Origin of the sequence: Saccharothrix mutabilis subsp. mutabilis, from assembly GCF_039521145.1 — a bacterium.
GTDB lineage: Bacteria > Actinomycetota > Actinomycetes > Mycobacteriales > Pseudonocardiaceae > Actinosynnema > Actinosynnema mutabilis.
Map to the genome: position 1 here is coordinate 328,389 of NZ_BAAABU010000002.1, position 25,691 is coordinate 354,079.

The following is a 25,691-nucleotide window of genomic DNA, read 5'->3' on the forward strand; positions in this document are numbered from 1 at the left end:
GAGGCTCAGCGGCGCAGGCTCAGCGGCGCAGGCTCAGCGGCGCAGGCTCAGCGGCGCAGGCTCAGCGGCGCAGGCTCAGCGGCGCAGGCTCAGCGGCGCAGGCTCAGCGGCGCGGGGTGGGCGGCGCGGGCTCAGCGGCGCAGGCTCGGCGGCGCGGGCTGGTCAGGCGGCCGTCGCCCGGAAGCACGTCGCGATGTGGTCGTCGACCATGCCCGTCGCCTGCATCAGCGCGTAGCACGTGGTCGGCCCCAGGAAGACGAACCCGCGCCGCTTCAGCTCCTTCGCCATGGCCTTCGACTCCGGGGTCACCGCCGGCACGTCGGCCATGGTCGCCGGCCGCACGTGGTCCTCCGGCGCGAAGGACCACAGCAGCTCGTCCAACCCGCCGTCCAGGTCCGACACCAACCGGGCGTTGTGGATCGCCGCGGTGATCTTCGCCCGGTTCCGGACGATGCCCGCGTCCGCCATCAGGCGATCGAAGTCCTCCTGGCCGTACTCCGCCACCACCGACGGCTCGAAGCCCGCGAAGGCCCGGCGGAAGTTCTCGCGCTTGCGCAGGATCGTGATCCACGCCAGCCCCGACTGGAAGGACTCCAGGCACATCCGCTCGAACAGGGCCACGTCCCCGTGCAGCTCGACGCCCCACTCGGTGTCGTGGTACTCGATGTAGTCCGGTGTGCTGACGCCCCACGGGCATCGGTTCATCTGCGGTACTCCCGGGCGAACGAAGCGAACCTGTGCAGTGACCAGCGCACGCCCGGCGCGAACGCCAGCGCCAGCGCCCACGGCACGTCCTCCGACCACACGAACTCGCTGCCCGCCCCGCGCTCGACCACCCGGAACTCGGCGGTCCCGCGGACCAGGCGGCCGGTGTGCTCGACGGCGCAGCGGTGGGGCGGCTCCCAGGCCGTGATGCGCATGGTGTCGGTGAAGCCGACCCCGCCCACGCCGGTGAACGCGGACAGCGACGACCCGGCGCTGCGCCCGTCACCGCCGACCACGCGGACCCGGGTGAGCAGCATCCACTCCCCCTGCCGCGCCCAGTCGGTCACGGCCGCCCACGTCGTCTCGGCGGGCGCGTCCACCCGGACGCTCAGCTCAAGCCGGGTCACGTTCGACCTCCCGGGCGGCCTCCAGCTCGGCCACGCGCGCGCGCAGGCGGTCGACCTCGGTGGCCAGCCGTTCGACGGCCCAGTCGACCTCGGTCATCTTGTAGCCCCGGAAGACCTGCTGGAACTGGAGACCCCGGACGTCGTCGGCCGTGACGTCCTCGGCGGGCAGCCGCGTGGGCGACGCGCCGGGCGGCAGCGGCGCCAACTCCTCGCCGCGGCCGAAGACGAGCGAGGCGAGCAGGAACACCACCGCCGCCACGAGGACCATGACGAGGAGGTAGATGAGCGCGCTGGTCACGCGACGATCGTGACACACACCCACGACAGTTCGCCGTGAACGCCGGAGAACCGCCGGCTCACGCCGCCAGCGCGAGGCACCGGCGGGCCATCGCGCCCAGCCGCACGCACATCGCCAGCGACACCAGCGACCCCGCCACCACCGGCGGGGAGAAGAGCAGGACACCCGGGCTCAGCACCGCCGTCCCCACCAGGATCGCCACGTACCCGGCCACCACGGCGACCACCCCGCCCGCCGCGCACAGCCCCGCCCACCTGGCCAGCCGCGACGACCCGACCCCGCGCAGCGTCAACCGCCGCCCCACCAGCAACGCGCCCAGCGCCGCCCCGGCGACGACCCACGCCGTCGAGTCGTTGACCGCGGCCAGCAGCACGTACCAGCCGGGCACCGGGGTGCCCTCGCCGAAGTACAGCCCGAACCACAGGGCCCGGTTCAGCTCCCACATCAGGTGGGCCAACGGGGGCAGCAGCAGGAGCGTCCGCAGGGTGCGCGCGCCGTGGGCCAGGGCGAGCAGGCTCTGGTAGTCGCGGGCGACCACCGGCAGCGGGCCGAAGTCCGCGACCGCTCGCGCGCGGGCCTCCCGGTCGGGCAACCCTGCGGCCGACAGCGCCTCGGCCGCGTCCTCCAGGCCGTCGCGCGCCTCGGTGAGCAGGTCCGCGACCGCCCGCCGCGGTCCGCGCAGCCGACGGCCGAGCGCGGTCACGTAGTCGTCGATCACGTCCACGTCAGGCCGCCGAGAAGACCAGGCACCGGCGGGCCAGCACGGCCAGCCGCGCCATGACCGCGTACATCGCCACGGTCGCGAGGGCCACCGGTGGGGAGAGCCCCAGCAGCCGCGACACGTCCACGCTCGCCGTGGCGGCGATGATGGTCAGGCTGCCCAGCAGCGGCGCGGCGACCGCGGCCACGGCGACCCCGCCCGCCAGCCGGGCCAGCGTCGTCGTGCCCACCCCGCGCCGGGCCAGCACCCGGCCCGCGACCAGGGCCAACAGGACCGCGCCCGCCACGACCCACGCCACCGTGTCGTTGGCCCGTGCCACGACCAGGTACCAGCCGGGCAGCGGGACGTCGCCGTCCGGCCACCCGCCCATCCAGAACCGCCGGTTCAGCTCCCACAGCACGTGCACCAGCGGCACCACCACGAGCACCGTCCGCAGGGTCCGCGCGCTGTGCGCCAACGCCAGCAGGCCCTGGTAGTCGCGGGCGATCACCGGCAGCGGGCCGAAGTCGGCCACCGCCCTGCGCTGCGCCGCCGCCGGGTCCAGGCCGCCGTCGGCGAGGGCCGCGGCGGCGTCGTCCAGGCTGTCGCGGGCCTCGGCGAGCAGGTCCGCCTTGAGCGGGCCGGGGCCGCGCAGCCGCCGGTCCAACGCCGTCACGTACTCGTCGATCACGCCTGCTCCGGCCACGGCCCGCCCCCCAGCACTCCCTCGATCGCGGCGGTGAACTCCCGCCACGCCGTCCGCTCGGCCGCCAGCGCCCGCTGACCGGCCTTGGTCAGCCGGTACGTGCGCCGCTGCCGTCCCCCCACGGTGCTCCACTCGCTGCTCACCAGGCCGGCCGTCTCCAGCCGGCGCAGCGCCGGGTAGACGGTGCCGGTGGGCAGGTCGAGCGCCCCGCCGCTGCGGAGCTGCAACGCCTCGATGATCGCGTAACCGTGCAGCTGCCTGCCGTCGAGCGTGGCCAGCAACAGCGCGTCGAGGTGGCCGCGCAGCGCGTCGGGCTTCATAGGTAGGCACTCTACGGGTCGTGGACCGGGGAGACATCGGGGACAACCCTGATTCACATGTTGTCTGCCTACATATACCGTCCCTACCCATGGACACACTCGGGCTGGCCCGGCTGCAGTTCGCCGTGACCACCTCCTTCCACTTCCTGTTCGTGCTCCTCACGCTCGGGCTGGTCACGCTGGTCGCCGTCATGCAGACGCGGGCGACGCTGTCCGCCAACCCCGTGCACGCGCGGATGACCCGGTTCTGGGGCCGGCTCTACGTCGTCAACTACGCGCTGGGCATCGCGACGGGCATCGTCATGGAGTTCCAGTTCGGCCTGAACTGGTCGGGCCTGTCGCACTACGCGGGCGACGTGTTCGGCGCGCCGCTGGCCGTCGAGACGCTGGTGGCGTTCTTCCTGGAGTCCACGTTCCTCGGCCTGTGGATCTTCGGCTGGGACCGGCTGAACAAGTGGGTGCACCTGGCCCTGATCTGGCTGGTCACCCTCACCGCCTACGCGTCCGCCCTGTGGATCATGACGGCGAACGCGTTCCTCCAGCACCCGGTCGGCCACGAGGAGCGCGACGGCGTCCTGCGCCTGGTCGACTTCTCCGCGCTGTTGAGCAACCCGCTGTTCGGCACGGCCGTCACGCACGTCGTGTTCGCCGCGCTGACCGCCGGCGGCGTGTTCGTGGTGGGCGTGAGCGCGTTCCACTTCATCCGGCGCACGACCGAGGTCGAGTTCTTCCGGCGGTCGCTGCGACTGGGCGTGGTCGTCACCGCCCTGGCGACGCCGGCGGTCGTCGGCGTGGGCTTCGCGCAGTTCCCGATCCTCGGGGAGCACCAGCCGGACAAGACCGAGGCGGCGGGCGCGGCGGGTGGCGCGGGGCTCGGGTTCATGATCCAGATCGGGTTCCTGCTGCTGCTCGCGAGCTGGATCACCGTGCCGCTGCTGTTCCGCGACTGGGTCGTGAAGCTGAGGTTCCCGCTGTACCTGATGGTCGTCGGCATCCCGCTGCCGTTCATCGCGGCCATCGGCGGCTGGCTGTACCGCGAGCTGGGCCGCCAGCCGTGGCTGGTCTACGGGCTGCTGCGCACCGAGGACGCGGTGTCGCACGCGACCCGGGACGGGATGTTGTTCTCCTTCATCGCTTTCACCGCCGTGTTCGCCGTGCTCGCGGTCGCGGACTGGGTGCTCATCGCCCGCCTGGCCAAGCGCGGCCCGGTCGAGGCGAGCGTCCCGGTCTCCCCGCTGGTCCCGGCTCTGTAGAGGGGGTTCTCGATCGTGGAGGGTGTGTGGGTGGCCCTGCTCGGGCTGCTGACGGCGGGTTACTTCGCGCTGGCCGGCTTCGACTACGGCGTCGGGCTGCTGTACCGGTTCGTCGGGCGCGACGAGCCGGAGCGGGCGCGGGCGCTGCGCGCGATGACGCCGTTCTTCCTGGGCAACGAGGTGTGGCTGGTCGCGGCGGTGGGCGTGCTGTTCGGCGCGTTCCCCCGGCTGGAGGGCGAACTGCTGTCCGGGCACCGGGTGCCGTTCGTGACCGTGCTGGTGGGTCTGGTGCTGTTCACGGCGGCCGTGCAGCTGCGGATCGGGCCGTTCTGGGACGTGTTCGTGGTGGTCGGCGCGCTGGTCGTCGCGGTCGGCTGGGGCGTGCTGCTGGGTGACGTCCTGGGCGGGCCGCCGGTGCTGTGGGCGTTCGGCCTGGTGTCGGTGTTCCTGTTGCACGGCGCGGTGTTCCTGGCCTGGCGGCTCGACGACCGGGCGCGGGTGCTCGTGGTGGCGCGGGTGTTGTTCGCGCCGGTGGCCTTGTTCGTGGTGGCGGCGGTGCTGTTGCGCGGTCCGGTGGCGGCTCCCGCGGTCGGCTTGGCCGGTGCGGTCGTGGTGCTGGCGGCCTTGGCCGGGGCGTGGTTCGCGTTGCGCGCGCGGGCTTTCCGGATGGCGTTCGCGGGCACGGCGGTGGTGTGCGCGGCGCCGGCGCTCGCGGTGTTCGGCGCGCGGGGCGTGGTGACGCCCGGGGTGATGTCGCACACGCCGACGTTGCAGGCGTTGGGCTGGGTGGCGGCGGTCGTGCTGCCGCTGGTGCTGGTGTTCCAGTGGGCGACGTGGAGACTGTCCCGTGCGGCACGCTGACCGGCGGTACGTCGTCGCGCTGGCCCTGCTGGGGGTCGTGACGGCGGGCCTGGTGCTCGCGCAGGCCGAGGCGTTGGCCACCGTGCTCGCCGGTGGCGGCGGGCTGTCGGTGCTGGTCGCGGTCGTGGCCGCGCGGGGTGTCTTCGGGTGGCTCGGGCGCGTTGTGGCACAACGGGAAGCGGCCTCGGTGAAGGCGGCTCTGCGCAAGCGGGTGCTGCGCCACGGGACGGGTTCGACCGGGGCCGTCACCACGCTGGTGGTCAAGGGCCTGGACGCCATCGAGCCGTACCTGGCCGGGTACCTGCCGCAGCTCGTGGTGTCGGTGACGGTGCCGGTGGCGGTGCTGGTCCGGCTGTCGTTCGCCGACTGGACCGCCGCCCTGACGATCGCCGTGACGCTGCCGCTGGTGCCGGTGTTCGCCGCGCTGGTCGGCATGCACACGCGGGAGCGCACGCGGCGGCAGTGGGAGGGCCTGGCGGAGGTCGGCGGGCACTTCCTGGACGTCGTGCGCGGGCTGGGGACGCTGCGGCTGTTCGGCCGGGCCGCCGCGCAGGCCGGGACGGTGCGGGCGATGGCCGGCGCGCACGCCTCCGCCACCATGCGGACGTTGCGCGTGGCGTTCCTGTCGGCGCTGGTGCTGGAGTTGGTGGCGACGCTGTCGGTGGCGCTGGTGGCGGTGCCGGTCGGGCTGCGGCTGCTGCACGGCGGGGTGACCCTGCACGTGGCGCTGTTGGTGCTGCTCCTCGCGCCGGAGGCGTACCTGCCGCTGCGGGCGGCGGGCGCGCAGTTCCACGCGAGCGCCGAGGGGTTGGCCGTGCTGGAGCAGGCGTTCGCCGCCAGGCCGCGGGCGGAGGTCGTGGGGCGGCGTCCGCCGGACCTGCGGATCGCGACCATCGAGTGCGACCGGGTGTCGGTGCGCTACCCGGGCCGCGACGGGCTCGCCCTGGACGGGGTGTCGCTGACGCTGTCGCCCGGTGAACGGGTGGCGCTGGTCGGGCCGAGCGGGGTGGGCAAGAGCAGCCTGCTGGCGGTGCTGCTGGGCGAGGTCGAGCCGTGCGCGGGCCGGGTGCTGGTGGACGGCGTGGACCTGCGGGACCTGGACCGGGCCGCGTGGCTGCGGCAACTGGCCTGGGTGCCGCAACGGCCGACGCTGTTCCCCGGCACGGTCGGGGAGAACATCGCGCTGGGCGCCGAGGGGGCCGACGTGGTGACGGCCGCGCGGGCGGTCGGGCTGGGGGATCTCGTGGCGGCACGGCACCCGCTCTCGGCCGGCGAGCGGCAACGGGTGGCGCTGGCGCGGGCGCTGGTGCGGGACTCGGCGCGCGTGCTGCTGCTGGACGAGCCGACCTCGCGGCTGGACGGCCGGACCGAGGACACCGTGCTGCGGGTGGCGCGGGACTTCTCGCGCGGGCGCACGACCCTGGTCGTCGCCCACCGCCCGGCCCTGCTCGACGAGGTGGACCGGGTGGTGGAACTGCGATGAGGCTGCTGGTGGCGGTCGTCGTCGGGGTGGCGGCGGAACTCGCCGGGATCGGACTCGTGACGACCGCCGTGTGGCTGGTCGTGCGGGCCGCCGAGCAACCGCCGATGTCCGCGCTGGCGGTGGCCATCGTCGCCGTGCGGACGCTGGCCGTGGCCCGCGGCGGCCTGCGCTACGCCGAGCGGTTGGCCGGGCACGAGGCCGTGCTGAAGGCCATGGTCGAGGTCCGGGGGCGGGTGTACGAGTCGCTGCTGCGCCGGCCGTTGCGCGGCGGGGACGCCCTGACCCGGCTGGTGTCCGATGTGGACGCTCTTCAGGACGCGGTGTTGCGGTGCCTGCTGCCGGCCTGCGTGGCCGCGCTCGTCGGCGTGGCGGCGGTCGCGGTGGTGCCCCGACTGGCTCTCGGCGTGGTCGTGGTCGGGCTGGTCCTCCCCCTGGCGGCCTTCGCCTTGGCGGACCGGCACTCGCGGGCGTTGGCTCCCCTGCGGGCCGAGCTGGCGGAGCGGACCGTGACGCTGCGGGAGGGCGCGGCCGAGCTGAGGGCGTTCGGGGCGCTGGACCGCGAACTCCGGCGGGCCGACGCGGTCGTGGACGACCTGGCCGGGCGCGAGCGCCGCGGGACGTTCCCGGCGGCGGCGCTGGCCGGAGTGGCGGTGGCGGCGCAGTTCGGGTTCGCGGTCCTGCTGCTGGTCCAGGGCTCGCCCGCGCACGTCGTGCTCGGGGCGGTCGCCGTGCTGGAGGTGATGGTGCCGCTGACCAACGCCGCCCAGAAGTGGGCGGAGGTCCGCGGTTCGGTGTCCCGGGTGCGGGAAGTGCTCGCCGCGCGGTCCGAGCACACACCGGCTGAGCCGATCATCGATGTCACGCCCTACCACCGCATCGGCGTCGTGGGGCCCAGTGGCGCGGGCAAGAGCACGCTCCTGCGGGCGATCGCCGAGAAGCACGGGGCGAAGGGCGTGCTGGACGACGCCCACGTGTTCGAGCGCACGGTCCGGGAGAACGTCCTGTTCGCCAAGCCGGACGCCACCCGGGCCGAACTGGACCGGGTGGCCCGCGTCGCCGACCTGGACGTCGACTGGGACGCCGCGGCGAAGCTGTCCGGCGGCCAGCGCCAACGCCTGTTCCTGGCCCGCGCCCTGCTGGCCGACCCGGACGTCCTGCTGCTGGACGAGCCCGTGGAAGGCCTGACCGTCGAGCACGGCGACCGGGTCCTGCGGCAAGTGCTCGACGCCGCCCGCGGCAAGGTCGTCCTCGTGACGCACCGACTGGCCCCGCTGCGGGACTTCGACCACATCGTCGTCATCGAGGACGGCCGGGTCACCCAACGCGGCACCCACGCCGAACTGGTCGCGACCGAGGGCTACTACCGCGACCGGTGGAGCACCGAGCGCATCGGCGGCCGGTCGGCCATCAGCACGTCCACCGGCTTGGACAGCCACTCGTCGGCGACCGGCACGAACGTGGTCAACGTGTTCGACGCGACCGGCACGCCCAGCCGGCGCAGCACGGTCCCCACCACCTGACTCGACATCGGCCCCAGCTCGTCCAGCGGCCGGTTGCGGTGCCGGCGGACACCCAGGTTGACCTGGGCGATCCCGTCGGCGCCGTACCGGTCGAAGGCGTCGAGCAGCAACCCGACCTCGACCCCGTACCCGGCGGCGAACGGCACGGACTCCAGGAACTCCCGCGTGCCCGCGTACTCACCGCCCAGCGGCTGCACGACCCCGGCCAACTCCGGCCGCAACGCGTTGAGCAACGGCCGCGCGGCCAGCTCGGTGACCCGCCCGCCGCCGGTGCCGCCCCGCCCCAGCGGACGCCGGTAGAAGCCCTTCACCAGGTGCACGTCCCGGGTCAGCAACGGCCCGAGCAGCGCCGGCACGTACCCCGGGTCGGGGTCCACCAGGTCGGAGTCGAGGAACACCACGAGGTCGCCGGAGGTCGCCGCGAGCGACCGCCACAGCACCTCGCCCTTGCCCGGCCACGGCGGCACGTCCGGCAGCACGTCGGTCCGCCGCACCACCCGCGCCCCGGCCGACGCCGCCACCTCGACCGTCCGGTCGACGGACCCGGAGTCCACGACGACCAGCTCGTCCACCAACCCACCGACCAACGGGCGCACAGCGGCGACGACCGCCCCCACGGTGGCTTCCTCGTCCAACGCGGGCAGCACGACGCTGACCGTGCGGGACCCCTTGCGCCGCAGCAGCTCCACTGCACTCCACTGTGGACGCTGCCAGGTGTTGTCGATCACGCCAACGCCCGCAGCACCCTCGCCGGCGGACGCGTCCCCGCGATGCCCGCCACCATCTCCACCACGTGCCGCGTCCGCTTCACCTGGTGCGCGCGGAACACCTTCGCCCCGAGCCACGCGGCCACGGAGGTCGCGGCCAACGTCCCGTCCACCCGGTCGGCGACGGAGGCGTCCAGCGTCTCGCCCACGAAGTCCTTGTTCGACAGGGCCATCAGCACCGGCCACCCGGTGCCGACCAGCTCGTCGAGCCGCCGCAGCAGCTCCAGCCCGTGCCAGGTGTTCTTGCCGAAGTCGTGGGTGGGGTCGATCAGCACCCCCTCGCGGGGCACCCCGACCGCCACCATCCGCTCGGCCCGCGCCACGAGTTCCCCGGCGACGGCGGCGACCACGTCCTCGTACCGGACGCGGTGGGGATCGGTGCGCGGCGGCAGCCCGCCGGTGTGCGAGCAGACGATGCCCGCGCCGAACTCGGCGGCGACCTCGGCCAGGAGCGGGTCGGCCCCGGCCCAGGTGTCGTTGATCAGGTCGGCCCCTTCCCGGCACACCGCGCGCCCCACCTCGTGTCGCCAGGTGTCGACGCTGATCACCAGGTCGGGGTGCCGCTCGCGGACGGCCGCGACGAACGGCACGACCCGGCGGACCTCCTCGTCGGTGTCGACGTGCTCGCCCTTGGACCCCGCCTTGACCCCGCCGATGTCGACGATGTCGGCCCCGTCGGCCACGGCCCGGTCGACGGCCCGCATGGCGGCGTCGTCGGAGAAGGTCGCCCCCTGGTCGTAGAAGGAATCGCGCGTCCGGTTGACGATCGCCATCACCAGCGCGCGGTCCTGGGGCACGTCACGCGATCCGAACCGGAGCATGCCGGCCATCGTGCCACCAGCTCGGACGACCAGCTTTCCGCAGGTCAACCGGGTGAACTGCGTCACACACCATTGCTACTGGTCAGTACCACCCCGTTTACTCGCCGGTAACACCCTGCGTGATCCAGGTCACGGTCAAGGAGGACCACGTGCGCCGGACACTCATCCTGCTGCTAGTCGCGATAACAGGTCTGGTCCTGGCGCCACCCGCCCAGGCCGCCCCGGGCTTCGCCGTGCGCTACGAGACCATCCCCGGCCAGGGCGGCACGCCGCTCAAGGCGTTCGTGGTCGAACCGACCGGGCGCGGCAGCGGGCCGTTCCCCCTGCTCGTCCTCCCCTCCAGCTGGGGGGTCAACAACATCGAGTACGTCGGCGCCGCCGCCAAGCTCGCCTACGAGTCCGGTTACACCGTGATCAGCTACACCAGCCGCGGGTTCTGGGACTCCGCCGGCGAGATCGACGTCGCCGGTCCCGACACGATCGCCGACGTCAGCCGGGTGATCGACTGGGGTGTGGCGAACGCCGGCGGTGACGCGGCCAAGGTCGGCGTCGGGGGCATCTCCTACGGCGCGGGGCAGTCGCTGCTGGCCGCCGCCGCGGACCCCCGGATCAAGGCCGTCGCCGCGTTGAGCACGTGGACCGACCTGGCCCGGTCGCTCTACCCGAACGAGACGGTGAGCAAGCAGGCCGTCGAACTGCTGCTCGCGGCGGGCCACCTCACCGGGCGACCCGGTCCCGTCCTGCGCGAGGCGGAGGCCGCCTACCGGGAGGACCGGTTCGAGGACGTCCTGCCCATCTCGCCCCCGCGCTCGCCCGCGTCCAAGGTGTCCGCCATCAAGGCCGCCGTGCTGATCGGCAACGCCTGGAACGACGGCCTCTTCCCGCCCGGCCAGGTCACCGACTTCTTCGCGCAGCTCTCCGGTCCCAAGCGGCTGATGCTGTCCCCGGGCGACCACGCGACGGCCGAGCTGTTCGGCGCGGCCGGGTTGCCCAACGAGATCTGGGCGTCCGTGGGCCGCTGGTTCGACCACCACCTCAAGGGGCTCGACAACGGCATCAACCGCGAGGGCGCGGTCCAGGTCAAGCCGAACAACGGGGGCGCGTGGCGGTCCTACCCGTCGTGGGCGGCGGCCACCGCCAAGACGTCCACGATCGCCCTGTCCTCGGACTGGAACACCACCGGCTGGCCCACCATCGCCGAGTCCGGCACGGTCATCGTCAGCGGCGCGTTGCAGGGCTTCCTCAACATCCCGACCGGCGTCTCCATCCCGCTGGTCGACCGGATCGCGTCCGGCGTCTGGCACGGACCGGTCCACTGGGGCGGCACGACGGTCAGCGGCACGCCCCGCGCCCACCTCACCGTCACCACCAGCGCCGAGACGACGTCGCTGTTCGCCTACCTGTACGAGGTCAACGCCCTCGGCCTGGGCGCGCTGGTCACGCACAAGCCGGTGACGCTGCGCGGCGCGGGCACCCGCACGCTGGACCTCGACCTCGAACCGACGGTCTGGGACGTGGCCCCGGGCAACCGGCTGGTGCTGGTCGTGGACTCCGTGGACGCCCGCTACGGCAGCGAGAGCAGGCTCGGCGGGTCGGTCAGCTTCGGATCGGACTCCTGGCTGAAGGTCCCGCAATCCTGACAGCAGGTGGCAGGTACTCCTGCCAGCATGGTCCGCATGGAATCGAAGTTCACCATCACCCGCTGGGACGAGACGACCGTCGACGAGACCGCGCCGAAGATCGGCCGGGTCGCCGTGGACAAGCGCTACAGCGGACCGATGGAGGGCACCAGCACCGCCGAGCTGACCACGTGCCAACCCGCTGAGGACCGGGCCGGGTACGTGGGCACCGAGAGGTTCACCGGCGTGCTGGAAGGGCGGACGGGGTCGTTCGTCTTCCAGCACGGCGGGGTCGTCGGGGCCGCCGGCGCCGACCGCTTCGGGCACGTCGTGCCCGGGTCCGGCACCGGCGAGCTGGCGGGCATCACCGGCACCGTGCGGATGGCGCACGAGCTGATCGAACTGGACTACCGCTTTGAGTGACCGGGCGCGGGTCCTCGCCTACCGGGTCGCGGCCCATCAGTTCGACCGCGGCACGACCGACCCGGCCGCGTTGCGGGTCTTCGACCTGGGCGTCCAGGACTCGGAGCGGTCGGCGCTGCCCGCGCTCGCGGCCCGGCTGCCCGAGGTGCCGGACCTGAGCGCGTTCACCCTGACGTGGTCGGTCCGGGGCGCGCCGCACTGGCACCGGCCGAAGGCCCTGCCCGCGCTGGCCGCCGCGCTGTGGCCGTTGAGCGACGCCGACGCCCTGGCCCGGATGAACCGGCCGAAGGTGGCAGCGCCGCTGGACGTCTTCCGGTCGGTGGTGGAGGCGTTGAAGTCGGTGGTGGACGGGCCGATGACCAAAGGCGAGGCCTCCACCCGCCTGACACCGCTGGTCCCGCCCGGGGTGACCGGGTGGTGCCGGGGCTGCGGGGCGACCCACGTGCACGACCCGGTCTTCCGCGTCGCCGTGCTGCCCGCCGGGCTCCGGTTCGACCCCACCGCGAAGACCGTGACGTTCGTGCCGATCAAGGGCCGGCGCATCCCGCAGCGCACCAACGGTTTCGAGGTGCTGGCGCACGACTACCTCGCCCTGCACGGCCCCGCCGGACCGTCCGAGGTCGCCGCCTACTTCGGCGCGCCGGTGAAGGACGTGAAGGCGGTGTGGCCGGAGGACCTGGTCGAGGTGGCGCGCGGGAGGTTCCTGCCGGCGGACCGGGTGAGCGCGTTCGAGAACCCGCCCGAACCCGATGTCGCCCGCCTCCTGCCGCCGCTCGACCCGTACCTGGGCGCGCGCGACCGGGACCTGCTCGTGCCGGACAAGGCGCACCAGAAGGAGGTCTGGCGCATCCTCGGCCGGCCGGGCGCGATCATGGTGGACGGCGAGATCCTCGGCACCTGGCGCGCGAAGACGTCCGGCAAGCGGCTGGACGTGACGCTGTCGCCGTTCGCGCCGCTCGACCTCGGACGGTTCGAGGAGGAGGCTCGGCGGCTGGCTCTCGCCAGGGGCTTGGACAGCGCCCGGCTCAAGTAGCGCTGGGCCGCGTCGCGGCGATCAGGCGCCGCAGGCGTCGAGGGCGGCCGTCACGTCGTCGGTCACCACCAGCGAGTCCAGCGCGAAGCGGGACACGAAACCGCGCGAGTGCAGGTCCGCCAGCCACTCCAGCAGGCCCCGGTAGTGGCCGTCCACGTCCAGCAGCACCACGGGTTTGCCGTGCATGGCGAGCACCCGCGAGGTCCACACCTCGAACAGCTCCTCGCACGTGCCGATCCCACCGGGCAGCGCCAGGAACGCGTCCCCGTGCGCCTCCATCAGCGCCTTGCGGTCGCGCATGGTGTCCACCAGGAGCAGGTCGTCGGCCTCGCGGTCCGCCCACTCCCGGTCCACCAGCGCCCGCGGGATCACGCCGGTCGTGCGGGCGCCGCCGGCGCGGGCGGCGTCGGCCAGCGCGCCCATCATGGACGTCCGGCCGCCGCCCCAGGTCAGCGACCAGCCGCGCGCGGCGATCTGCCTGCCCACCTCCGCCGCGAGGTCCAGGTAGCTCCGCGGAACCGTCCGCAACGACCCGCAGTAGACGGTGACAGCGGTCAATGCGCCTCGCCCCACGCCTTGTGCGCATCCTGGACCACGCGGACGGCGTCGTCGATGTCGTCGGTGACGTGCAGCAGCGCGAGGTCCTTCTCGCCGATCTTCCCGCCGCCCAGCACCGAGCGCTCCACCCAGTCGTACAGGCCCTGCCAGTAGTCGCTGCCGAACAGCACCACCGGGAACTTGGTGACCTTCTTGGTCTGCACCAGGGTCAGCGCCTCGAACAGCTCGTCCAGCGTGCCGAACCCGCCGGGCAGGCAGATGAACGCCTGGGAGTACTTGATGAACATGGTCTTGCGGACGAAGAAGTAGCGGAAGTTCACCCCCAGGTCCACCCACGGGTTCAGGCCCTGCTCGAACGGCAGCTCGATGCCCAGCCCGATGGAGAACCCGCCCGCCTCCGAGCAGCCCCGGTTGACCGCCTCCATCGCGCCCGGACCGCCGCCGGTGATCACGGCGAACCCGGCGTCGGCGAGCGCGCCGCCCAGCTTGCGGCCGGTCTCGTACTCCGGGTGGTCGCGGCCGGTGCGGGCGGAGCCGAACACGGTGACCGCGCTGGGCACCTCGGCCAGCGCGCCGAAGCCCTCGACGAACTCGGCCTGGATGCGCAGCACGCGCCACGGGTCGGTGTGCACCCAGTCGCTCGGGCCGCGCGAGTCCAGCAACCGCTGGTCGGTGGTGGTCAGCTCCTCACGACGCCCGCGGCGCAGGACGACCGGTCCGCGCTGCTTCTCCTTGGGGTGCTCGTCGACGCCGTTGTGCTCACTCATTGGCGCGAGTGTAGTGCGGGTCTCACCCCCGGCTCAGGAACCGCCACAACACTTCGCGGCACCGCCGGACGTCGTTCACCGGCACGTGTTCCTGCTGGGTGTGGGCGAGCAGCGGGTCGCCGGGGCCGAAGTTGACCGCCGGGACGCCGAGCGCGGCGAAGCGCGCCACGTCGGTCCAGCCGAGCTTGGCCACCGGGGTGCCGCCGGCGGCCCGCACCAGCTCCTGCGCGGCCTCGGTGTGCAGGCCGGGCAGCGCGCCGGCGGAGAAGTCGGTGACCACGACCTCGTAGCCGGCGAACACCTCGCGCAGGTGCTGCTCGGCCTGCTCGGGCGAGCGGTCCGGGGCGAACCGGTGGTTGACGGTGAGCACGGCGGCGTCCGGCACGACGTTGCCCGCGACCCCGCCCTCGACCTTGACGGCCTGGAGGCCTTCGCGGTAGACGCAGCCGTCGATGTCGACGTGGCGCGGCTCGTAGGTCTCCAGCCGGCGCAGGGCGTCCCCGATCGCGTGAATGGCGTTGACGCCCATCCAGCCGCGCGCGGTGTGGGCCCGGACGCCCTTGGCGCGCACCTCGATGCGCATGGTGCCCTGGCAGCCGGCCTCGATGATCGCGTTCGACGGCTCGCACACGATGGCGAGGTCCGCCTTGAGCCACTCGGGCAGCTCGCGCTCGATGCGGTTGAGGCCGTTGCGCACCGCCTCGACCTCTTCGCAGTCGTAGAACACGAAGGTCAGGTCGTGGACGGGGTCCTCGATCGTGGCGGCCAGGCTGAGCATGACCGCGTCGCCGCCCTTCATGTCGCACGTGCCGAGGCCGTGCAGGAGGTCGCCGTCCAGCCGCGAGGGCAGGTTGTCGTTCACGGGGACGGTGTCCAGGTGGCCGGCCAGCACGACCCGCTTCGGCCGGCCCAGGTTCGTGCGGGCCAGGACGCAGTTGCCCAGGCGGACGACCTCCAGCGCGGTCTGCGCGCGCAGGGACCGTTCGACCAGGTCGGCCAGCTCCGCTTCGTCCCCGGACACGCTGGGCACGTCCACCAGCGCGGCGGTCAGCTCGACGGGATCGGCAGCGAGGTTCAAGGTGTCGGCCACGCTTCGGCACGTTACCGCGTGCCGGTTGCCCACTTCGGGTGGCGTTGCCCGGACCGATTACCGTTGACGCCCGTGAGCACCGAGAACCCGACCGGCGCGTACGGCGTCGGACTCGCCACCGTCACCCCTTCCGGCGCCGTGCTGGACACGTGGTTCCCGTCGCCGTCGCTGGGCGCGCCCGACGTCGCGGGCACGCACCGCCTGTCGGCCGCCGAGGTCGCCGAAGCGCTGGGCGAGGCCGCCGCGAAGCAGCTCGGCGTGGACGCCGAACGCGATGTCGAGGTCGTCGGCGTGCGGGTGGGGATCGGCTCGCTGGCCGACGCGCCGGCCGACACCTACGACGTCTACCTGCGCCTGCACCTGCTGTCCACGCGCCTGGTCCAGCCGCACGGCGCGAACCTCGACGGCGTGTTCGGCCTGCTCAACAACGTCGTGTGGACCAACCACGGCCCGTGCGCGGTGGACGGGTTCGAGGAGACCCGCCTGCGGCTGCGCACGCGCGGCCCGGTCACCGTCTACGGCGTCGACAAGTTCCCCCGGATGGTGGACTACGTCGTGCCGACCGGCGTGCGGATCGCCGACGCCGACCGCGTCCGCCTGGGCGCGCACCTCGCGGCGGGCACGACCGTCATGCACGAGGGCTTCGTGAACTTCAACGCGGGCACGCTGGGCGCGTCGATGGTCGAGGGCCGGATCTCCGCGGGCGTCGTCGTGGGCGACGGCTCGGACGTCGGCGGCGGCGCGTCGGTGATGGGCACGCTGTCCGGCGGCGGCAAGGAGGTCATCTCCATCGGCGAGCGGTGCCTGATCGGCGCGAACGGCGGCGTCGGCATCTCGCTGGGCGACGACTGCGTGGTGGAGGCGGGCCTGTACGTCACGGCCGGCACGAAGATCACCGGCCCGGACGGCACGGTCGTGAAGGGCGCGGCCCTGTCCGGCACGCCGAACCTGCTGTTCATCCGCGACTCGACGACCGGCGTGGTCAAGGTCCTGCCGCGCAAGGGCACCGGCATCGAGCTGAACGCGGCCCTGCACTCCAACGACTGACCCCCCGGGGGGCCGCGGCGCCTTCGCCCGCGGCCCCCGGCCGGTCTTTTTCGCCGGCCGTGGTGCCGGTGCTCAGCTTCCGCCGCCGGCCGCGGCCTCCTCGATCCCGGCCGCGTGCCGCTGCGCCAACGCCTGGTAGATGGCCGCGTTGTGGTCCACCCACATCTTCGGCGCGCCCTCCAGCGGCACCTGCCGCTTGGCCGGCACGCCCATCGCCACCACCTCGGGCGGCACGACGCTGCCGGGCCCGACCATCGCCCCGGCGGCGATCAACGCCCGCTCCCCGATGACCGCGCCGTCCTGCACGGTGGCCCCGTTGCCGATCAACGCGCCCGCGCCGACCGTGCAGTCGTGCACGACGCACAGGTGCCCGATGGTCGCGCCCTTGCCGACCTCGACGCCCCGCTGGACGTGGATGACGGTGTTGTCCTGCACGTTCGCGCCCTCGCGGATGACCACCGGGCCGAAGTCGGCGCGGATGACGACGCCGTACCAGACGGACGCGCCCGCCTCGACGGTCACGTCCCCGATCAGGGTGGCGGTCGGCGCGATCCACGCGCTCGGGTGCACGACGGGCGTCTTGCCTTCAAACGAGTAGATCGGCATACCCAACAGTAATCTCCGCCGGGCACGCCGACCTCAGCCCGCCAGGCGCTCGGCCGCCCGCGCGACCCGCTCGTCGGTCGCCGTCAGGGCGATCCGCACGTGCCGGTCGCCGGTCGGGCCGTAGAACGTGCCCGGTGCGGCCAGGATGCCGCGTTCGGCGAGCCAGCCCACGGTGTCCCACGCGTCCTCGTCGCGCGTGGACCACAGGTACAGCCCAGCCTCCGAGTGGTCGACGGAGAAGCCCGCCGACTTCAACGCGGGCAGCAGGACCTCGCGGCGGGCGCGGTAGCGCTCCCGCTGCGCGGCCACGTGCGCGTCGTCGTCCAGCGCCGCCGTCATGGCCGCCTGCACCGGCCGGGGCACGATCATCCCCGCGTGCTTGCGGACCTCCAGCAGCGCCGCGACCAGGGCCGGGTCGCCGGTGACGAACCCCGCCCGGTAACCCGCGAGGCTCGACGTCTTGGACAGCGAGTGCACCGCGAGCAGCCCGTCCAGCGCGCCGCCGTTGACCTCGGGCCGCAGCACGGAGACCGGTTCGGCCTCCCACGGCAGCGCCAGGTAGCACTCGTCCGACGCGACCACGGCGCCGACGTCCCGGGCGTCCCGGACCGCTTGGGCGAGCGTGGCGGCGTCCTGGACGCGGCCGGTCGGGTTGGACGGCGAGTTCAGCCACACCAGGCGGGTGCCCTCGGGCGGCGGTTCGCCGTCGGCCAGGCGGACCGGGGTCGCGCCCGCGAGCTTCGCGCCCACCTCGTAGGTCGGGTACGCCAGGGCCGGGATGGCCACGACGTCACCCGGCCCGAGGCCGAGCAGCGTCGGCAGCCAGGCCACCAGCTCCTTCGACCCGATGGTGGGCAGCACGTCCTCCGGGTCCAGCCCGGTCACGCCGTGCCGGCGCGCGAGCGCGCCGACGACCGACCCGCGCAGCTCCGGCGTGCCGTGCGTGGTCGGGTAACCGGGCTGGTCGGCGACGCTCGCCAGGGCCCGCTGGATCAGGTCCGGGACCTCGTCCACGGGGGTCCCGATGGACAGGTCGACCACGCCGCCGGGGTGCGCGCGCGCCTTGGCGGCGTGGTCGGCCAGGGAGTCCCAGGGGAAGTCCGGGAGCCGCTTGGTCACTCGTGCGACGCCTGCGGCGGGAGAGCCTTCACGAACGCGGGGTCGGCGCTGACCTTGCCCACCTTCGAGGCGCCGCCCGGGGAGCCGAGCTCGTCGAAGAAGTCCACGTTCGCCTTGGTGTACTCCTTCCACTCGTCCGGGACGTCGTCCTCGTAGTAGATGGCCTCAACCGGGCACACCGGCTCGCAAGCACCACAGTCGACGCACTCATCCGGGTGGATGTAGAGCATCCGGTCGCCTTCGTAGATGCAGTCGACGGGGCACTCTTCGATGCACGCCTTGTCGAGCACGTCCACGCACGGCTGGGCGATCACATAGGTCACTGCGCTCTCCTGCTCTTGTTCTGGTCCACACCGCGCAAGCCGGAGAGTACGCGGCGGATCCGATTGTCCAACGGTCAGGCTTGCCTTATCGACACCGTGCTTCAGCTCACAGAACACCGTTTACCAGCAGAAGGGACGATGCGTGCATGGATTCGGTCACCGAGTTGGAGCAGCGGTGCGCGGACGCGTGGCCGGCGCTCGTCGACGAACCCCTGGGCCAGTGGCGCCTGCGCGCGGCCGACGGCTTCACCGGGCGGGCCAACAGCGCCCTGACCACAGGCGACCCGGGCGTTCCGGTGCCCGCGGCGCTGGAGCGGGTGATCACCTTCGCGGCGGCGCACGCGATCAAGCCGGCGGCCCACGTGGTGGTGGGTTCGGCTTCGGAGTCGGCCGTGGCGGGGGCGGGCTGGCGGGTCGACCATGATCACCCGGGTGGCGCATCGTCGTACGTGCTGACGGGTGCGCTGAGCGAGTTCGCCTGTCCGAAGTCCGAAGGAGTGGCCGTTCTCCCCTTGCCTTCTCCCGAATGGTGGAACCTGACGGCCCAGGACAACCCGACGGCGGCCCAGCGGCATGTACTGGGTAGCGGGCACGTGGTCGGGTTCGGCGAGGTTCGGCGGGAGGGGGTGGTGGTCGCGGCGGTGCGCGGGGCGGTGGTGGGCGACCTGCTGCACATCGCGCGGCTGGCGGTGGTGGAGTCGGCCCGGCGGACGGGTGCGGCGCGGGCGTTGATGGGCGCGCTGGCGGCTTGGGGGCTGGAGCGCGGGGCGACGCGGTGTGCGTTGCAGGTGGCGGAGCACAACGAGCCGGCGTTGCGGCTGTACGCGTCGCTGGGCTGCGTCGAGCACCACCAGTACCGGTACTGGGTGCCGGCGTAGAGCAGCGCTACCCAGCGCTGCCCGCCCGGCGTTGCTACCCACCGCGCGCCTCGCCGCCTGCCGCTGCCGAGGCCGCCCGCGGCTGCCCGCCAGCCCGCGCCCGCCAGCCGCACGACAACCCGCTGCCCGCCCGCTGCCCGCCGGCCCGCTAGCCGCCCGCCGTGGCGAACCACTCGTAGGCGGCCCGCTGCACCCGCTTCAAGGCCGACCGCTCGCCGAAGTAGTCGCCCACCACCCCGACCACCGGCAGCATCCCCAGCGCCTGGTGGTAGAACCGCCCCTGCGGTCGCTTGTCCAGCTCGTCCTCCAAGGCCCACAGCACCTTGGCGAGCTTCCACACCGTCCGCCCGATCCCCCGCAACCCGGACCGCTGCCCCAGCTCCGACGTCAGCTCCGCCGTCTCCCGGTCCTCCGCCGAGGCGTCCACCACCCGCCCGTCGACCGTCCGCTGGAACAACACGAACGCCAGCAGCCGCACCCGGTTCTCGACCGACCCGAACCCGTGCTCACCCGCCAGCGCCGACAGCACCAACCCCTGCCCCGCCGCGCCCAACGCCGACTGGATCGGCAACCGGTCCGCCAGCGCGCCGCCCACCCCGGGCAGCGCCGCCAGCAGCGACACCAGCCGCCCCACCCGGTTCAGCCACCACGCGTCCCGCTCGGCGACCCCCATCGCCGTCCACGCCGCCGTCCCGGGCGCCTTCACCTTCGCGAGCTGGTCCCACAACCGGTCCACCGCCCGGCGGTCCGCGTCGCGTTCCAACGACCGGTCGCGCAGGGCCGACAGCTGGGCCGTGCGCAGCGTGTCCAGCAGCGGCCCGGTCGCGCGGACGAACGGGCGCAGGGCCCGCACCACGTCCCGGTCACTGATCGCCGGCACGGGCCTGCCTCCCCATGAACGCCCCCACCGCCACCGCGCTGGGCAGCATCCCGCCCGCGAACAGCAGCAGCGTCCGCCAGTCGTTCACCAGCATCGCGTCCCCGCCCGGCCCGAACACGCCGAGCACCAGCAACGTCACCAGCCACACCAGCAGCGGCGCGGCGGCGGCCAGCGGGCGGCGCGCGTAGGACGCCGCCCCCATCACCAGCAGCGGGGTCGTGATGATCGCGACGAGGACCGCGACGGGGAACGGGTAGTCGGCGACCTTGGGCAGCAACGTCCCGTCCAGGCGCAGCGGCAGGAAGAACAGCTCCAGCACCGCCAGCACGAACGCCTGGACGACGAACGCCGCGATCGCCAACCGGTCCCTCAATCCAGGCCTCCGAACAGGTCCGCCTCCGCACCGGAAGCGGAGCCGCGCGCCAGCACGTAGTACTCGGCCTGCACCACGGGCTGCGCGATGCCGTTGGACAGCGCGTACGCCGACCCGTCGGACAGCACGCTGACCTGCGTGGAGTGTGCGCGCAACGCCCGCATCTTCGCCACCAGGTGGTCCGAGACGTCGACCACCGTCGTGATGGCCGCGTCGTCCACCACCGGCAGCTCGCCGTCCGACGGCAGCCGCCACGGCAGGTCCGGCAGCTCCGCGAGCGCCCGCACGCCCGCCGCGGTCGCGTCGCGCGAGGTCACCGCGTAGAACACGCGTTCGACCTCGGAGGACTCGCTCGTCGCGGCCAGGGTGATGTCGTGCGCGCGAATGTGGTCGGGGTGGCCGTAGCCGCCGTTCTCGTCGTAGGTCACGACGACCTGCGGCTTGACCGAGGCGATGATCGCGGCCAGTTCGGCGGCCTGCTCGTCCACCGACCCCCGGATGAACGCACGGGGGTGGTCGTTGGCGGCGACGCCCGCCATGCCGGAGTCGCGCCAGCGGCCGATGCCGCCCAGGAACCGGTGGTCGGTCACGCCGAGCGCGGCGCACGCGGATCTCAGTTCGGCCACCCGGTAGCCGCCGAGCTGGTCGGCCGCGTCGGCGGCCAGTTCGCGCAGTGCGGGCGGGATGATCTCGCCCTCCTCGCCGAGGGTGCAGGTGACCACGGTGACGTGCACGCCGTTCGCCGCGTAGCGGGCGATGGTGCCGCCCGTCCACAGGCTCTCGTCGTCGGGGTGTGCGTGTACCAGCAGCAACCGTGGTGGAGCAGTCAGCGTCACCGGATCAGCGTAGAGACAGCGTCGGGGCCGCCGGAAACCGGCGGCCCCGACGAATCGGTCAGACCGAGAGGACGGGCTTGACCTCGGCGAAGTGGCAGGCCGAGAGGGTGCCCTCGGGTCCGCCGCGCCGCTCCAGCTTCGGCTCCTCCGTGGCGCAGATGTCCTGCGCCTTCCAGCACCGGGTGCGGAACCGGCAGCCCGACGGCGGGTTCACCGGCGACGGCACGTCACCGGTGAGCACGATCCGCTGCCGCCGGCGCTCCAGCTTCGGGTCCGGCACCGGCACCGCGGACAGCAGGGCCTGCGTGTACGGGTGCATCGGCCGGGCGTAGATCTCCTCGCGGTCACCGAGTTCGATGATCTTGCCGAGGTACATCACGGCGACCCGGTCGGAGATGTGCCGGACGACCGACAGGTCGTGCGCCACGAACAGGTACGCGAGGCCCAGCCGCTCCTGGAGCTCCTCCAGCAGGTTCACCACGCCGGCCTGGACGGACACGTCCAGCGCCGACACCGGCTCGTCCAGCACGATGAGCTTCGGGTTCAGCGCCAGCGCGCGGGCGATGCCGATGCGCTGCCGCTGGCCGCCGGAGAACTCGTGGGCGTACCGGTTGCGGTGCTCCGGGTTGAGGCCGACCAGCTCCATCAGCTCGTTGACCCGGCGCTGGATGTTCCCGCCGCCCTCGATGCCGTGGATCTTGAACGGCTCGGAGATCAGCTCGTTGATCTGCCAGCGCGGGTTGAGCGAGGCGTACGGGTCCTGGAACACGATCTGCATGTCCCGGCGGACGCCGCGCAGCGCCTTGCCGCCGAGCTTAGTCAGCTCGCGGCCCTCGAACTTCACCGAGCCGGACGTCGGCTTGTGCAGCTGGAGGATGGCGCGGCCGGTCGTGGACTTGCCGCAGCCCGACTCGCCGACCAGGCCGAGCGTCTCGCCCGGGTACAGGTCGAAGGTCACGCCGGACACGGCCTGCACCTGCCCGACCGTGCGCGGGATGATGCCGCCGCCGCGCACCGGGAAGGACTTGACCAGGTCCTTGACCTCCAGCAGCGGGGCCTGGCCGGACCCGCCGCCCGACCGGGCGCCGCCGGCCTGGGGGTTCACGTCAGTCGAAGTGGTCATGACGTGGGCTTCTCCTCTTCCTGCAACCGCGCCTCCACGTCGCCGAGGTCCTCGGCGACGGGGATGTCCGGGTTGGCCATCGTGAGCGCGGCGGGGTTCTCGACCACGCCGATCTCCTCGTGCGCGAACAGCCGCTGCGGGTTGTCGATGGTGGCCAGGTGCGCGGAGCGGTGGCACCGCGCGAAGTGGCCGGTCCGGTCGGTCTCCAGCAGCTGCGGTTCGGTCTCGCGGCACTCGTCGATGGCCAGCGGGCACCGCGGGGAGAACGAGCAGCCCTGCGGCAGGTTCATCAGCGAGGGCGGCGCGCCCTTGATCGGGGTGAGCCGCTTGCCCAGCAGCTGCGGGTTCGGGATGGACCCGAGCAGACCGACCGTGTAGGGCATGCGCTGGGCCTCGAACACCTCGTCCACGGTGCCCTGCTCGACGACCGTGCCGCCGTACATGACCTGGACGCGGTCGACCATGCCGGCCACGACGCCCAGGTCGTGGGTGATGATCATGATGCCCGCGCTCGTCTCGTCCCGGATGCGCAGCAGCGTGTCCAGGATCTGCGCCTGCACGGTCACGTCCAGCGCCGTGGTCGGCTCGTCCGCGATGATCACGTCCGGGTCGTTGATGATCGACATGGCGATCATCGCGCGCTGCCGCATGCCGCCGGAGAACTCGTGCGGGTACTGCGACGCGCGCCGGTCCGGCTGCGGGATGCCGACCAGTTCCAGCGCCTCGACGGCCTTGGCCCACGCGGCCTTCTTCGACACGTCGTGGTGCGCCAGGTACGCCTCGGCCAGCTGCCACCCCACGGTGTAGACGGGGTTCAGCGACGTCATCGGGTCCTGGAAGATCATCGCGACGCCGTTGCCGCGCACGGGCTGCATCTGCTTGTAGTTCAGCCCGACGAGTTCCTTGCCCTTGAACTTGATGGAGCCGCCGATGTGCGCGGTCTTGGGCAGCAGGCCCATGATCGCCATCGAGGACACCGACTTGCCGGAGCCGGACTCGCCGACGATGCCCAGCACCTCGCCCGCGCCGAGCGAGAAGGACACGTCGCGCACCGCGTGCACGGTGCCGTCGTCGGTCGGGAAGTCCACCGACAGGTTCTCGACCTTGAGCAGCTTGTCGCCGCCCGCGCCCTGGGTCACGGACTCGGGTTCGTTCATCACGTCCAACTCACTCATGCCTTCACCCTCTTCTGGCGCGGGTCGAAGGCGTCCCGGAGACCGTCACCGATGAAGTTGACCGCCAGGGAGATCAGCACGATGAACACGAACGGCGTGAAGAACAGCCACGGGTGCAGCGTCAGCTCGTTCTTGTTCAGGCTGATCATCAGGCCCAGCGACGTGTCCGGCGTCTGCACGCCCAGGCCGATGAACGACAGCGCGGCCTCCAGCAGCACCGCCTGCGCGATGGCCAGCGTCGCGTTGACGATGATCACGTCGATCGTGTTGGGCAGGATGTGCCGGAACACGATCCGGAAGGTGGACGCGCCCAGCGCGCGGGCCGCCTCCACGAATTCCTTCTCGCGCAGCGACAGCACCATGCCGCGGATGACGCGGGCGATCGACAGCCACATGATCAGGCCCAGGTACAGGGCCACGATCAGCCAGTTGCTGCCGCCACCGCCGGCCACCGACACCACGAAGCTGTTGCGCACCAGCACGGCCGCGATGACCAGGCTGGGGATCACCAGGATCAGGTCGATGAACCGGCTGATCACCGCGTCCACCCAGCCGCGCATGTAGCCGGCGAGGGCGCCGAGGACGACGCCGATGATGGTGGACAGCACCGCGACGAAGATCGCGATCTGGAGCGAGAACTGCGTGCCTCGGATGATCAGCGCGACCATGTCGCCGCCGAGGCGGTCGGTGCCGAACGGGTGGTCGGCGCTGGGCGGCAGGTACCGGCGGAAGCTCAGGTCCGTGTAGGAGTACTTCCAGATCGCGCCGCCGAGGAACGCGAACAGCACCAGGATCGTGAACATGATGAGGCCGAACAGGGCCGCCTTGTGCCGGGCGAAGCGCCGCAGGATGACCTGCCACTGCTTCTTGGCGGCGGTGCTGTCGAACTGGCTCGCCTCGCCGGAGGTCGGCGCGGCAGGCGTCGCCACGGGGGAACCGATCTCAGTCAAGGCGAATCCTCGGGTCCAGGACCGCGTACAGCACGTCCGCGATCAGGTTGAACACGATGATGAACACGGCCGTCACCATCATGAAGCCGAGCACCTGGTACGGCTCCAGGTTCTCGATCGCCTCGATCAGGAACTTGCCCATGCCGGACCAGCCGAACACCGTTTCGGTGATCACCGCGCCACCGAAGTTGGCGCCGATGTTGAGCGACGAGACGGTGATGATGGGGATGAGGGCGTTGCGGAACGCGTGCTTGAAGATCGCCCGTCCCTGCGAAATGCCCTTCGCCTGCGCCGTGCGCACGTAGTCCGCGTTCAACGTCTCCAGCATCGACGCGCGCTGGAACCGGCTGTAGAGGGCGAACTGGATTACCACCAGGCAGATGGTGGGCAGGACGTAAGCGCCGGTGTACTGGAAGACCTGTGTGCCGAAACTGCCGCTGAAACCCTCGCCCGGCGGGCCCGCGGTGATGATCCACCGGTCCGCGCCGAGGGATTCCAACCAGTTGTTGAGCTGGATGCCGCCCGCCTTGAGCACGAGCGCCACGCAGAACAACGGCATCGAGAACATGGCGAACGATATTCCGGTCGCTATGTAATCGAAGATCGAGTACTGTCTCACCGCACCGATGACGCCCACCGCGATGCCCAGCACGAGCGCGATGATCTCGGCGCCGAGGATCAGGCGGAGGGTGACGCCGAAGGCGTCCAGGACGTCTTCCTTGACGTCCTTGCCGGCGTTGCCGGGGACGACCGACTCGCCCCAGTCGCCGGTGACGAAGTTGCCCGCCCAGTCGACGTAGCGCTCGAAGAACGGCTTGTTGTAACCCGTCCGCTCGTAGGCGGCGGTGATTTCCGCCTCGGTCCGGGGCTTCGCCAGCTTCCACTCACCCAGGGGATCGCCCATGGCGTTCACGAGTCCGAAGCAGAGGAACGAAGCGACGATCAACAGCGGAATTGAGATCAACAACCGCCGGATTATGTAACGGAACATGACAAGTCTCTAGTCTCCCTAGGCGCCCCCCGCCGCAAGCGGGCCAGCCTACCGGACGC

29 protein-coding genes and 1 pseudogene are annotated in these 25,691 nt (G+C 72.4%); 9 read left to right on the top strand and 21 right to left on the bottom strand.

Going from position 1 to position 25,691, the window contains the following annotated elements:
* Positions 1-162: 162 nt before the first annotated feature.
* The 6 genes from ABD126_RS05340 to ABD126_RS05365 are packed head-to-tail and all read right to left on the bottom strand — an operon-like array spanning position 163 to position 3,136.
* Entirely contained in the window at positions 163-705 is a 543-nt protein-coding gene (locus tag ABD126_RS05340; RefSeq protein WP_343932493.1) for a DNA-3-methyladenine glycosylase I, read from the bottom strand.
* Positions 702-1,112 (bottom strand): SRPBCC family protein, encoded by a 411-nt coding sequence (locus tag ABD126_RS05345; RefSeq protein ID WP_343932494.1) that lies wholly within the window; start codon positions 1,110-1,112, stop codon positions 702-704. The genes ABD126_RS05340 and ABD126_RS05345 overlap by 4 nt, the downstream gene beginning before the upstream one ends.
* Positions 1,099-1,410 carry a DivIVA domain-containing protein gene (locus ABD126_RS05350; RefSeq protein ID WP_343932495.1) on the bottom strand — a complete coding sequence of 104 codons (312 nt, stop codon included), beginning with the start codon at positions 1,408-1,410 and terminating at the stop codon, positions 1,099-1,101. Before ABD126_RS05350 ends, ABD126_RS05345 begins: the two co-directional genes overlap by 14 nt.
* A gap of 58 nt (positions 1,411-1,468) precedes the next feature.
* Complete coding sequence (locus tag ABD126_RS05355; RefSeq protein WP_343932496.1) at positions 1,469-2,134, bottom strand: permease prefix domain 1-containing protein; 666 nt, start codon at positions 2,132-2,134, stop codon at positions 1,469-1,471.
* A 1-nt stretch (position 2,135) separates the two neighbouring features.
* The gene (locus ABD126_RS05360) at positions 2,136-2,801 is read right to left on the bottom strand and encodes a permease prefix domain 1-containing protein (RefSeq protein WP_343932497.1); all 666 of its coding nucleotides are present in this window, start codon (positions 2,799-2,801) and stop codon (positions 2,136-2,138) included.
* Entirely contained in the window at positions 2,798-3,136 is a 339-nt protein-coding gene (locus tag ABD126_RS05365; RefSeq protein ID WP_343932498.1) for a PadR family transcriptional regulator, read from the bottom strand. Before ABD126_RS05365 ends, ABD126_RS05360 begins: the two co-directional genes overlap by 4 nt.
* A gap of 89 nt (positions 3,137-3,225) precedes the next feature.
* Between ABD126_RS05365 and ABD126_RS05370 the strand changes: the two genes are divergently transcribed.
* From ABD126_RS05370 to ABD126_RS05385, 4 genes and pseudogenes are all read left to right on the top strand, one after another.
* Positions 3,226-4,389 (top strand): cytochrome ubiquinol oxidase subunit I, encoded by a 1,164-nt coding sequence (locus ABD126_RS05370; RefSeq protein WP_343932499.1) that lies wholly within the window; start codon positions 3,226-3,228, stop codon positions 4,387-4,389.
* A 15-nt stretch (positions 4,390-4,404) separates the two neighbouring features.
* The gene (locus ABD126_RS05375; protein WP_343932500.1) at positions 4,405-5,250 is read left to right on the top strand and encodes a cytochrome d ubiquinol oxidase subunit II; all 846 of its coding nucleotides are present in this window, start codon (positions 4,405-4,407) and stop codon (positions 5,248-5,250) included.
* The gene (gene cydD / locus ABD126_RS05380; RefSeq protein ID WP_343932501.1) at positions 5,237-6,733 is read left to right on the top strand and encodes a thiol reductant ABC exporter subunit CydD; all 1,497 of its coding nucleotides are present in this window, start codon (positions 5,237-5,239) and stop codon (positions 6,731-6,733) included. Before ABD126_RS05375 ends, cydD begins: the two co-directional genes overlap by 14 nt.
* A gap of 740 nt (positions 6,734-7,473) precedes the next feature.
* Positions 7,474-7,896: pseudogene (locus ABD126_RS05385) on the top strand (ATP-binding cassette domain-containing protein); the annotation flags it as partial.
* 197 nt (positions 7,897-8,093) lie between these two features.
* Here the strand turns inward: ABD126_RS05385 and ABD126_RS05390 are convergent.
* A complete protein-coding gene (locus ABD126_RS05390; protein WP_343932502.1) occupies positions 8,094-8,981 on the bottom strand; it encodes a glucosyl-3-phosphoglycerate synthase in 888 nt (295 codons plus the stop codon).
* Entirely contained in the window at positions 8,978-9,841 is an 864-nt protein-coding gene (gene folP, locus ABD126_RS05395; RefSeq protein WP_425542741.1) for a dihydropteroate synthase, read from the bottom strand. The genes ABD126_RS05390 and folP overlap by 4 nt, the downstream gene beginning before the upstream one ends.
* 149 nt (positions 9,842-9,990) lie before the next feature.
* On the opposite strand from folP, the gene ABD126_RS05400 reads away from it, so the two are divergent.
* The 3 genes from ABD126_RS05400 to ABD126_RS05410 are packed head-to-tail and all read left to right on the top strand — an operon-like array spanning position 9,991 to position 12,916.
* A complete protein-coding gene (locus ABD126_RS05400; protein ID WP_343932504.1) occupies positions 9,991-11,481 on the top strand; it encodes a CocE/NonD family hydrolase in 1,491 nt (496 codons plus the stop codon).
* Between the two features lie 36 nt (positions 11,482-11,517).
* On the top strand, positions 11,518-11,883 hold the full coding sequence (locus tag ABD126_RS05405; RefSeq protein ID WP_343932505.1) for a DUF3224 domain-containing protein: 366 nt from the start codon (positions 11,518-11,520) through the stop codon (positions 11,881-11,883).
* Complete coding sequence (locus ABD126_RS05410) at positions 11,876-12,916, top strand: DNA glycosylase AlkZ-like family protein (RefSeq protein ID WP_343932506.1); 1,041 nt, start codon at positions 11,876-11,878, stop codon at positions 12,914-12,916. The genes ABD126_RS05405 and ABD126_RS05410 overlap by 8 nt, the downstream gene beginning before the upstream one ends.
* 21 nt (positions 12,917-12,937) lie before the next feature.
* Here the strand turns inward: ABD126_RS05410 and ABD126_RS05415 are convergent, their stop codons facing one another.
* From ABD126_RS05415 to dapE, 3 genes are read right to left on the bottom strand one after another with little or no spacing between them, the layout of a single operon-like run.
* Positions 12,938-13,474, bottom strand: coding sequence for an LOG family protein (locus ABD126_RS05415; protein WP_343932507.1), 537 nt, complete (start codon positions 13,472-13,474; stop codon positions 12,938-12,940).
* Complete coding sequence (locus ABD126_RS05420; RefSeq protein WP_343932508.1) at positions 13,471-14,241, bottom strand: LOG family protein; 771 nt, start codon at positions 14,239-14,241, stop codon at positions 13,471-13,473. Before ABD126_RS05420 ends, ABD126_RS05415 begins: the two co-directional genes overlap by 4 nt.
* Before the next feature lie 22 nt (positions 14,242-14,263).
* Entirely contained in the window at positions 14,264-15,331 is a 1,068-nt protein-coding gene (dapE, locus tag ABD126_RS05425) for a succinyl-diaminopimelate desuccinylase (protein ID WP_343932509.1), read from the bottom strand.
* A 72-nt stretch (positions 15,332-15,403) separates the two neighbouring features.
* On the opposite strand from dapE, the gene dapD reads away from it, so the two are divergent.
* Positions 15,404-16,378, top strand: coding sequence for a 2,3,4,5-tetrahydropyridine-2,6-dicarboxylate N-succinyltransferase (gene dapD / locus ABD126_RS05430; protein WP_343932510.1), 975 nt, complete (start codon positions 15,404-15,406; stop codon positions 16,376-16,378).
* A gap of 72 nt (positions 16,379-16,450) precedes the next feature.
* Here dapD and ABD126_RS05435 read toward each other — a convergent pair whose 3' ends face one another.
* The 3 genes from ABD126_RS05435 to fdxA are packed head-to-tail and all read right to left on the bottom strand — an operon-like array spanning position 16,451 to position 18,426.
* A complete protein-coding gene (locus ABD126_RS05435) occupies positions 16,451-16,984 on the bottom strand; it encodes a gamma carbonic anhydrase family protein (RefSeq protein ID WP_343932511.1) in 534 nt (177 codons plus the stop codon).
* Between the two features lie 33 nt (positions 16,985-17,017).
* On the bottom strand, positions 17,018-18,103 hold the full coding sequence (gene dapC / locus ABD126_RS05440) for a succinyldiaminopimelate transaminase (RefSeq protein ID WP_343932512.1): 1,086 nt from the start codon (positions 18,101-18,103) through the stop codon (positions 17,018-17,020).
* On the bottom strand, positions 18,100-18,426 hold the full coding sequence (fdxA, locus tag ABD126_RS05445; RefSeq protein WP_033430540.1) for a ferredoxin: 327 nt from the start codon (positions 18,424-18,426) through the stop codon (positions 18,100-18,102). The genes dapC and fdxA overlap by 4 nt, the downstream gene beginning before the upstream one ends.
* Positions 18,427-18,572: 146 nt before the next feature.
* On the opposite strand from fdxA, the gene ABD126_RS05450 reads away from it, so the two are divergent.
* A complete protein-coding gene (locus tag ABD126_RS05450; RefSeq protein ID WP_343932513.1) occupies positions 18,573-19,304 on the top strand; it encodes a GNAT family N-acetyltransferase in 732 nt (243 codons plus the stop codon).
* Between the two features lie 148 nt (positions 19,305-19,452).
* Here ABD126_RS05450 and ABD126_RS05455 read toward each other — a convergent pair whose 3' ends face one another.
* From ABD126_RS05455 to ABD126_RS05485, 7 genes are read right to left on the bottom strand one after another with little or no spacing between them, the layout of a single operon-like run.
* Positions 19,453-20,184, bottom strand: coding sequence for a hypothetical protein (locus tag ABD126_RS05455; RefSeq protein WP_343932514.1), 732 nt, complete (start codon positions 20,182-20,184; stop codon positions 19,453-19,455).
* On the bottom strand, positions 20,168-20,557 hold the full coding sequence (locus tag ABD126_RS05460) for a hypothetical protein (protein ID WP_343932515.1): 390 nt from the start codon (positions 20,555-20,557) through the stop codon (positions 20,168-20,170). Before ABD126_RS05460 ends, ABD126_RS05455 begins: the two co-directional genes overlap by 17 nt.
* Positions 20,554-21,393 (bottom strand): N-acetyl-1-D-myo-inositol-2-amino-2-deoxy-alpha-D-glucopyranoside deacetylase, encoded by an 840-nt coding sequence (gene mshB, locus ABD126_RS05465; RefSeq protein WP_343932516.1) that lies wholly within the window; start codon positions 21,391-21,393, stop codon positions 20,554-20,556. The genes ABD126_RS05460 and mshB overlap by 4 nt, the downstream gene beginning before the upstream one ends.
* Before the next feature lie 58 nt (positions 21,394-21,451).
* Positions 21,452-22,516, bottom strand: a complete 1,065-nt coding sequence (locus ABD126_RS05470; RefSeq protein ID WP_343932517.1) for an ABC transporter ATP-binding protein — start codon at positions 22,514-22,516, stop codon at positions 21,452-21,454.
* Complete coding sequence (locus ABD126_RS05475; RefSeq protein ID WP_343932518.1) at positions 22,513-23,691, bottom strand: ABC transporter ATP-binding protein; 1,179 nt, start codon at positions 23,689-23,691, stop codon at positions 22,513-22,515. The genes ABD126_RS05470 and ABD126_RS05475 overlap by 4 nt, the downstream gene beginning before the upstream one ends.
* A complete protein-coding gene (locus ABD126_RS05480; RefSeq protein ID WP_343932519.1) occupies positions 23,688-24,641 on the bottom strand; it encodes an ABC transporter permease in 954 nt (317 codons plus the stop codon). Before ABD126_RS05480 ends, ABD126_RS05475 begins: the two co-directional genes overlap by 4 nt.
* On the bottom strand, positions 24,634-25,632 hold the full coding sequence (locus ABD126_RS05485) for an ABC transporter permease (RefSeq protein ID WP_343932520.1): 999 nt from the start codon (positions 25,630-25,632) through the stop codon (positions 24,634-24,636). The genes ABD126_RS05480 and ABD126_RS05485 overlap by 8 nt, the downstream gene beginning before the upstream one ends.
* Positions 25,633-25,691 lie beyond the last annotated feature (59 nt).

What these genes read in the sequence shown, in the direction of transcription:
- ABD126_RS05340 (WP_343932493.1), bottom strand. Translation starts at nt 705, where the DNA reads ATGAACCGATGCCCGTGGGGCGTCAGCACACCGGACTACATCGAGTAC.
- ABD126_RS05365 (WP_343932498.1), bottom strand. Translation starts at nt 3,136, where the DNA reads ATGAAGCCCGACGCGCTGCGCGGCCACCTCGACGCGCTGTTGCTGGCC.
- ABD126_RS05370 (WP_343932499.1), top strand. Translation starts at nt 3,226, where the DNA reads ATGGACACACTCGGGCTGGCCCGGCTGCAGTTCGCCGTGACCACCTCC.
- folP (WP_425542741.1), bottom strand. Translation starts at nt 9,841, where the DNA reads ATGCTCCGGTTCGGATCGCGTGACGTGCCCCAGGACCGCGCGCTGGTG.
- ABD126_RS05405 (WP_343932505.1), top strand. Translation starts at nt 11,518, where the DNA reads ATGGAATCGAAGTTCACCATCACCCGCTGGGACGAGACGACCGTCGAC.
- ABD126_RS05420 (WP_343932508.1), bottom strand. Translation starts at nt 14,241, where the DNA reads ATGAGTGAGCACAACGGCGTCGACGAGCACCCCAAGGAGAAGCAGCGC.
- ABD126_RS05435 (WP_343932511.1), bottom strand. Translation starts at nt 16,984, where the DNA reads ATGCCGATCTACTCGTTTGAAGGCAAGACGCCCGTCGTGCACCCGAGC.
- ABD126_RS05450 (WP_343932513.1), top strand. Translation starts at nt 18,573, where the DNA reads ATGGATTCGGTCACCGAGTTGGAGCAGCGGTGCGCGGACGCGTGGCCG.
- ABD126_RS05470 (WP_343932517.1), bottom strand. Translation starts at nt 22,516, where the DNA reads ATGACCACTTCGACTGACGTGAACCCCCAGGCCGGCGGCGCCCGGTCG.
- ABD126_RS05475 (WP_343932518.1), bottom strand. Translation starts at nt 23,691, where the DNA reads ATGAGTGAGTTGGACGTGATGAACGAACCCGAGTCCGTGACCCAGGGC.
- ABD126_RS05485 (WP_343932520.1), bottom strand. Translation starts at nt 25,632, where the DNA reads ATGTTCCGTTACATAATCCGGCGGTTGTTGATCTCAATTCCGCTGTTG.